This is a genomic window from Coleofasciculus sp. F4-SAH-05, from assembly GCF_040222985.1.
Lineage (GTDB): Bacteria > Cyanobacteriota > Cyanobacteriia > Cyanobacteriales > Coleofasciculaceae > Coleofasciculus > Coleofasciculus chthonoplastes.
Genome location: NZ_JAVKBY010000072.1, coordinates 1 through 5,802, shown reverse-complemented (window position 1 = coordinate 5,802; position 5,802 = coordinate 1). Strand labels below are relative to the sequence as shown.

Genomic DNA, 5,802 nt, shown 5'->3' with positions numbered 1-5,802 from the left:
CTCTCAATTTCCCTAGGGTTTGATGTGAGAGAAGGGTAACGCACCTTTTCCCTAGGCTTTGATGACAGCGATGAGTTACGCTCCATTTCACAAGGCTTTGATCACAGCGTAGCGTAACGAACCATTTACCAAGGCTTTGATCACAGAGAAGCGTAACGCACCATTTCCCAAGTCTTTGATCACAGCGAAGCGTAACGCACCATTTCGCTAGGCTTTGATCACAGCGAAGCGTAACGCACCATTTCCCAAGGCTTTGATCACAGCGAAGCGTAACGCACCATTTCCCAAGGATTTGATCGCAGGGCGACCCGAGTCAATTGAATGGACACCATTGTTCATTGATGCAGGCGGGTCGCCCCTACAGCCACCATGTACACGCCAACAGACATTATAAGTGGCATAATTATAACAAGAGGAGTAAACCTTTTGTTTTCTCACTAATAAACTAAACTGTTATAATTTTTTGCCTACATCTTCCCTAAAAAAACAATAAGTGTGTAATTATGATACGACGAGCCAGTCCAGACACTGATCAAATTAGTAGATCTCTACTTCAAAAAGCCGTTCGTAGAGGTAATTTAGAGGTAACTAAACTTACCATCAACTATATCATCCAAAACAATGATTTTGACTGGTTGAGAAAAAGACTTGCCGTAGTTACATTTGAAGAATGCTGGGTTTACGGTTTGCATATTTCATACGAAAAAGATGAAAAAATAGTCACTAACCATTACTTAAAAATAGCTCAGACTGTCAAAAATAAAAATGCAGCAGGTCTTGGTTCTCTCGCCTATGCTTTGTCACGAGGGGATACATCGGTATTTTATGAGGATCAGGAAGATCAAGCTATCAAAATAGTTAATAAAGCCATAAAAGAACCAAAGGAGTTTTGGGAGTGGGTTAGAAACCAAGAAGGTAGTGAAACTCAGAAATTGCTTGTAGAGAAGGCAGATAAAGGTTTTAGAAAAGCTGGGTGGCCTTGGGACAGGGCATTTGCTCAAGCAGCAGCTTATCTTGCTATATCAACTGAAATACCAAATATTCATCCCGCTCCAATAAGTACAAAAGGTGAATTTCCCTTCTGGATTGGGATAGATAAACATACGCCGCAAGGTAAAATCGCTATTAGAGAAGCGGCAAAACAAATTGGAGTTAACTCTAATAAAGCATTATGGCTTGCTTTCTACTTTGAAAGTGCGGAATGTAATGCAATTGAAAATTCACCTTGGTGGCACAAGGAAATGTTATGGCGAATGAACAAACTAGGGCTTTCTTTAGAAGAAGCCAGAATTGTTTGGGAAAAAATGCGACCAATAGTAATACGTCTTTTAGAAAAGGAAACTGAAAAACTACAACAAAAAATATTAAAATTGAATTTTGGTAGATACTCAAAAGAACCGATACAATTATCCCTGTTTTAGCCATGGCTGTAATTCCGAACAATAAAATTGAACCAGTTGTTAGCTTATTTAAAACAAGAGGAGTAAACTTTTATCATGCATGTCAGTATAAAGATTTCAAGACTTATCTGGAAATTGGTGGCGTGCCATCTCGGAATTTAATGGAATTAAGGGGTTTTCCTTACACCACTTTTAAAACGGATGAACACGATAAAAGTAATGATGTTTGGAGAAAGGTTTTTGGCAATCTATCTGACTTTGGTTTTTCATTTGCCAAAGCAAGAAGAAAAGAAAACACTGCACCTATTCCAAATCCCTACGGACCAATTCTGCTGATTTTTAAACCCGAAGCTTTCTATGAAGCTAGTGATGTTGCAATTTGCTTGAGATCCGCTGGTGGTAGGGATTTTAACCGAGAAGCTGAATCTCTAAGCTCTGCTGATGAGATAGATAGAATATTTCAGCACCCAATTGACGAAGCCCCCAATGAATTCGCTAAAGCAAACATAAAATTTTCAAAACAATTGAAAAAGGATTTCGATGATCCTCAAGCAACTTCACCTGAAGTGAGCTTTACTGTTGAAAATGAGAAGATTTCCTTTAGGCATTTAGACAAAATTAGAGTTGATCCGTACATAGTTAATGGGAAAAAGCTCAAAGAGAAAATAGAAAACCTAAAGCAAACTTACCTGTTAAATGCTCCTATTTGGGAAAGACGATATAGTGAAGGGAGACAAGAAATCCAGCAGTAATTAGCAGATTTACTGTTACATAAAACTGTGAAAATAGAGGAAATTATCCAAACTGAAAAAACGTCACAAGAATTAAAAGACTGGGCTAGACGGGTAAAGAAGGGAGACATGAATTGGCAATATGATAGATTTGCTGAGTATCTTCGCTTAGGAACTATTATGGAGTTAAATAATGAGGTATGATTGGGAACACGAACAAGAACTCCTAACAGTTTTCACATCTTTTGAACCAATACACTTTACATTGGTGGTAAAGAGGTTCAGATATGAAAATTATCAACGTCGAAAGTGGTCAACTTACGCTAGATGAGGTGATGACACTGGCACAAGGGGAAGCAGTCGTTTTACGCAAGCCCGACGGCGCACTGTTTGCCCTCGCCCCCGTCGATGAGTTTGCGGTGGAAGTGGAACTACTGAAACATAATACTGAATTTATGGCATTTTTAAGAGAACTATCTCAGGAAAAAGCAACCATTTCACTGCAATCATTGCGAGAAGAATTGGGGTTATAACGATTGCTATTTGAACGGCGACTAGAGCCATGAATAGAGGATACCATGGATTACGAACTTTATTCAGACGTTATCTTGCTTGGCGATAGTCCTGAAGCTGGACTTTATGCCGGTGATATCGGTACAGTTGTCGAAAAACATAACGTTGCTGAATTAGAAACGGGTTATAGTGTTGAATTTTTTGATAGGTTAGGCAATACCGTAGCCGTTATGACTCTACCTGCAAGTTCTGTCCGTTCACCAACTCATGCAGACCGACCAACAGTTAGAGACTGTATGTCTGATTTATGACCGATGAATTCCCAATCTTACTGGTCACGCAAGAAGCGTATGAAGCCTCCTCGAATGAAGCGTTAGGGAGTAAATATAAGTTTTGGTTCTACCACGAAAAACTGGGTCGTTGTCTTTATAAACAAAGCAGACCCAACCTGGGGGAAGATTGGGCAGAAAAAGTCGCCTCAGAATTATGCAAACTATTGGGACTTCCCCATGCGGTTTACGAATTGGCTTCTACCTGGAAAGGCGATCGCGGTGTCGTTTCACCTAACTTTTTACCGAAATCGGGGACGCTGGTTCATGGTAACGAACTGCTTTCCTCAATTGTGCCGAACTATCCGGCGTTTGGGACGTATGGTATATCACAACATACAATAGATAGAGTATTAAGGGTGATTGCCGGGGAATCTGTCCATTTACCGATTGATTGGACACCGCCCTCTGGTATCCAAACAGCAGTAGATGTGTTTGTTGGTTATCTGCTGCTAGATGCATGGATTGGTAATGGCGATCGTCACCATGAAAATTGGGGAATTGTTCGCATGAAAATAGCATCAGCGTCCGCTGAAACTGAACACCTAGCACCAACCTATGACCATGCTTCCAGTTTAGGACGCGATCTCTCTGACGAGCAAAGGCAGAAACGCTCAGTTCAGGCTTATGCCAATAAATGTTTTTCGGCGTTTTATGGCAGTGTTGATGATAGAAAAACGCTTAAAACCTTTGATGTGTTCTCACTCGTGGCTCATCGCTATCCCCAAGCGGCTTCTGTGTGGTTGGCGCGGCTGGAAACGATCCAAAAGGCTAATACTTTAGCCATCTTTAATCGCATTAACCGATCGCGCATTTCTCCCGAAGCCAGCCACTTTGCTCAGGAGATTCTGGATATCAATAAACATCGGCTACTTACCTTGAGGAAAACACGACCTTGAAGACACCAAAAACACTATTTTTAGCTTGGCAAGATCCGATGAGTCGCTATTGGTTCCCGATTGGTCGGTTAACCTTTGATGGAAGACTCTATCAATTTGTTTATACTCAAGGGGTAACAGAGGCGGAAGCCAAATGTGCTTTTCAGCCATTATCTTCGTTTCCGTACTTAGATGAAGTTTATACATCAACTCAATTATTCCCCGTCTTTGCGAATCGGTTAATGTCGCGATCGCGTCCAGATTATTCTAGTTTTATGGAATGGTTAAATATTCCCAAGGATGAACATGACCCCATGACAATTTTAGCCCGCAGTGGTGGGGAAAGAGAAACGGATACACTTGCTGTTTTTCCTTGTCCAGAAATTGACGCACAAGGACAGTATCATTTATACTTTTTCTCCCATGGGCTGCGACATTTGCCAAGCTGTGCAATTGAGCGGATTAATCAGTTTGAATCGGGTCAAAAATTAGGGTTAGCTCACGAATTTCAAAATCCTTACGATGCTCAAGCTTTAATTTTAACCACAGAAGACCACTATATTGTCGGCTATTGTCCGCGATATTTGCTGGCAGAAATGTTTGATTTACTTCAACAAAACTTAAACCTGGAGGTACAGGTAGAACGTGTCAATAAAGCGCCGACACCCTTACAGTTTCGGTTATTGTGTAAAATGAGCGTTGATGCGAGCAAGGATTATCGTCCCTTCTCCAGTCGTCACTATCAACCCTTGATGGCAGAATTTGCGCGATCGCATCCTTGTTCCTAGCTAAACTGTTAGATAGGTTAATCATTTTGCCTGATACTCAATTAAGATTAATATATTGTTATAAGGATGCTTCGCTTTTGTTGCACGGAAATGGGAGTCTGAAAGCCCCTCCAAATAAGAGGTCTGATCCCATGGTTAATTAAACAGCATCATCATTTTATTCTTGTCACCTATTGGAGATAACTCTAAATGGTACAAACACCATCCCTAACCCTTACTCTAGCCGAATTTCTCCAACAACCCGAAACCAAACCCGCCAGGGAATATATTGACGGCAAAATTGTGCAGAAGCCAATGCCAAAAACTCGCCATTCTCGACTTCAGAGTAAGTTGATTCAGTCGATTAATAATGTTAGCGAAGCCGAACAACTTGCTTATGCTTTTCCTGAACTGCGTTGTACCTTTGGCGGACGGTCAATTGTTGCCGATATAGCGGTTCTGCGGTGGGAACATATTCAGTTTGATGAACAGGGCGAACCCCTTGATGATGTGGTCATCCCGCCAGATTGGATGATTGAAATTCTCTCACCCAACCAAAGTTCTAATCAGGTTACAGGTAATATTCTGCACGCGCTCCAATATGGGTGTCAATTGGGATGGCTACTTGACCCAGATGACCGTTCAATTTTAGTCTTTCAGCCTCAACAACAACCGGAGTTACGGAATAATTATGATGCGTTAATTGGGTTAGAAGGAATTCCATTAACGTTAACCGTTGAGCAAGTCTTTGGTTGGTTAAAAATGAAAAAATAGCATTTTTATGAGTGTTTTATTGTGGAGTTGGGGCGGTGTCAGTTGCGGTATGTGTTGCTGGGTGAACCTGTTGTGATGTTGGCGTAGTCGCAGGTGTGGGTTTTGGCGGTGGTGCAGTTTGGTTGCACAATTAACCAACGGCAAAATCGGTAAATTGTCGCATATAAGGACTATGAAATCCTAATACGATATCCTCCCGATTTACGCCCAATTCCATTAACTCATCGGCTAAATGTGCCTCAGTATTATTAAGCTGTATCCATACCTTACCATCCGGCTTAATATCGATATGCATTGAGCAACTGTGGATTCGTCTCTCGTTGTGCCAACCCACACTCACCACTTGGTAATGGTTGCGTTCAGTATCAAAAATTGTTTGTACTTCAATCTGTACGTTTATCGGTTTATAG

General features: G+C 41.2%; 10 protein-coding genes. 8 read left to right on the top strand and 2 right to left on the bottom strand.

What is annotated here, in order from left to right; all coding sequences use genetic code 11:
- Positions 1-207: 207 nt before the first annotated feature.
- Entirely contained in the window at positions 208-339 is a 132-nt protein-coding gene (locus tag RIG27_RS08955) for a hypothetical protein (protein WP_446344366.1), read from the bottom strand.
- Positions 340-503: 164 nt separating this feature from the next.
- On the opposite strand from RIG27_RS08955, the gene RIG27_RS08950 reads away from it, so the two are divergent.
- From RIG27_RS08950 to RIG27_RS08915, 8 genes are all read left to right on the top strand, one after another.
- The gene (locus RIG27_RS08950) at positions 504-1,421 is read left to right on the top strand and encodes a hypothetical protein (RefSeq protein WP_446344364.1); all 918 of its coding nucleotides are present in this window, start codon (positions 504-506) and stop codon (positions 1,419-1,421) included.
- Positions 1,422-1,423: 2 nt separating this feature from the next.
- On the top strand, positions 1,424-2,152 hold the full coding sequence (locus RIG27_RS08945) for a hypothetical protein (RefSeq protein ID WP_446344362.1): 729 nt from the start codon (positions 1,424-1,426) through the stop codon (positions 2,150-2,152).
- Positions 2,153-2,179: 27 nt separating this feature from the next.
- Entirely contained in the window at positions 2,180-2,335 is a 156-nt protein-coding gene (locus tag RIG27_RS08940; RefSeq protein WP_446344360.1) for a hypothetical protein, read from the top strand.
- A gap of 83 nt (positions 2,336-2,418) precedes the next feature.
- On the top strand, positions 2,419-2,664 hold the full coding sequence (locus RIG27_RS08935) for a hypothetical protein (protein WP_446339432.1): 246 nt from the start codon (positions 2,419-2,421) through the stop codon (positions 2,662-2,664).
- Positions 2,665-2,709: 45 nt separating this feature from the next.
- Complete coding sequence (locus RIG27_RS08930) at positions 2,710-2,955, top strand: DUF4926 domain-containing protein (protein WP_446344358.1); 246 nt, start codon at positions 2,710-2,712, stop codon at positions 2,953-2,955.
- The gene (locus RIG27_RS08925) at positions 2,952-3,872 is read left to right on the top strand and encodes a HipA-like protein (RefSeq protein ID WP_446344356.1); all 921 of its coding nucleotides are present in this window, start codon (positions 2,952-2,954) and stop codon (positions 3,870-3,872) included. Before RIG27_RS08930 ends, RIG27_RS08925 begins: the two co-directional genes overlap by 4 nt.
- Complete coding sequence (locus RIG27_RS08920; RefSeq protein WP_446344354.1) at positions 3,869-4,639, top strand: HIRAN domain-containing protein; 771 nt, start codon at positions 3,869-3,871, stop codon at positions 4,637-4,639. The genes RIG27_RS08925 and RIG27_RS08920 overlap by 4 nt, the downstream gene beginning before the upstream one ends.
- Positions 4,640-4,828: 189 nt before the next feature.
- Positions 4,829-5,392, top strand: a complete 564-nt coding sequence (locus RIG27_RS08915; protein WP_446344352.1) for a Uma2 family endonuclease — start codon at positions 4,829-4,831, stop codon at positions 5,390-5,392.
- A 130-nt stretch (positions 5,393-5,522) separates the two neighbouring features.
- Here RIG27_RS08915 and RIG27_RS08910 read toward each other — a convergent pair.
- On the bottom strand, positions 5,523-5,802 hold a 280-nt coding region (locus RIG27_RS08910), incomplete at its 5' end, for an element excision factor XisI family protein (protein WP_446344350.1).

Coding starts and splice junctions, on each gene's coding strand:
- RIG27_RS08955 (WP_446344366.1), bottom strand. CDS start 339: ATGAACAATGGTGTCCATTCAATTGACTCGGGTCGCCCTGCGATCAAA.
- RIG27_RS08950 (WP_446344364.1), top strand. CDS start 504: ATGATACGACGAGCCAGTCCAGACACTGATCAAATTAGTAGATCTCTA.
- RIG27_RS08945 (WP_446344362.1), top strand. CDS start 1,424: ATGGCTGTAATTCCGAACAATAAAATTGAACCAGTTGTTAGCTTATTT.
- RIG27_RS08935 (WP_446339432.1), top strand. CDS start 2,419: ATGAAAATTATCAACGTCGAAAGTGGTCAACTTACGCTAGATGAGGTG.
- RIG27_RS08930 (WP_446344358.1), top strand. CDS start 2,710: ATGGATTACGAACTTTATTCAGACGTTATCTTGCTTGGCGATAGTCCT.
- RIG27_RS08925 (WP_446344356.1), top strand. CDS start 2,952: ATGACCGATGAATTCCCAATCTTACTGGTCACGCAAGAAGCGTATGAA.
- RIG27_RS08915 (WP_446344352.1), top strand. CDS start 4,829: ATGGTACAAACACCATCCCTAACCCTTACTCTAGCCGAATTTCTCCAA.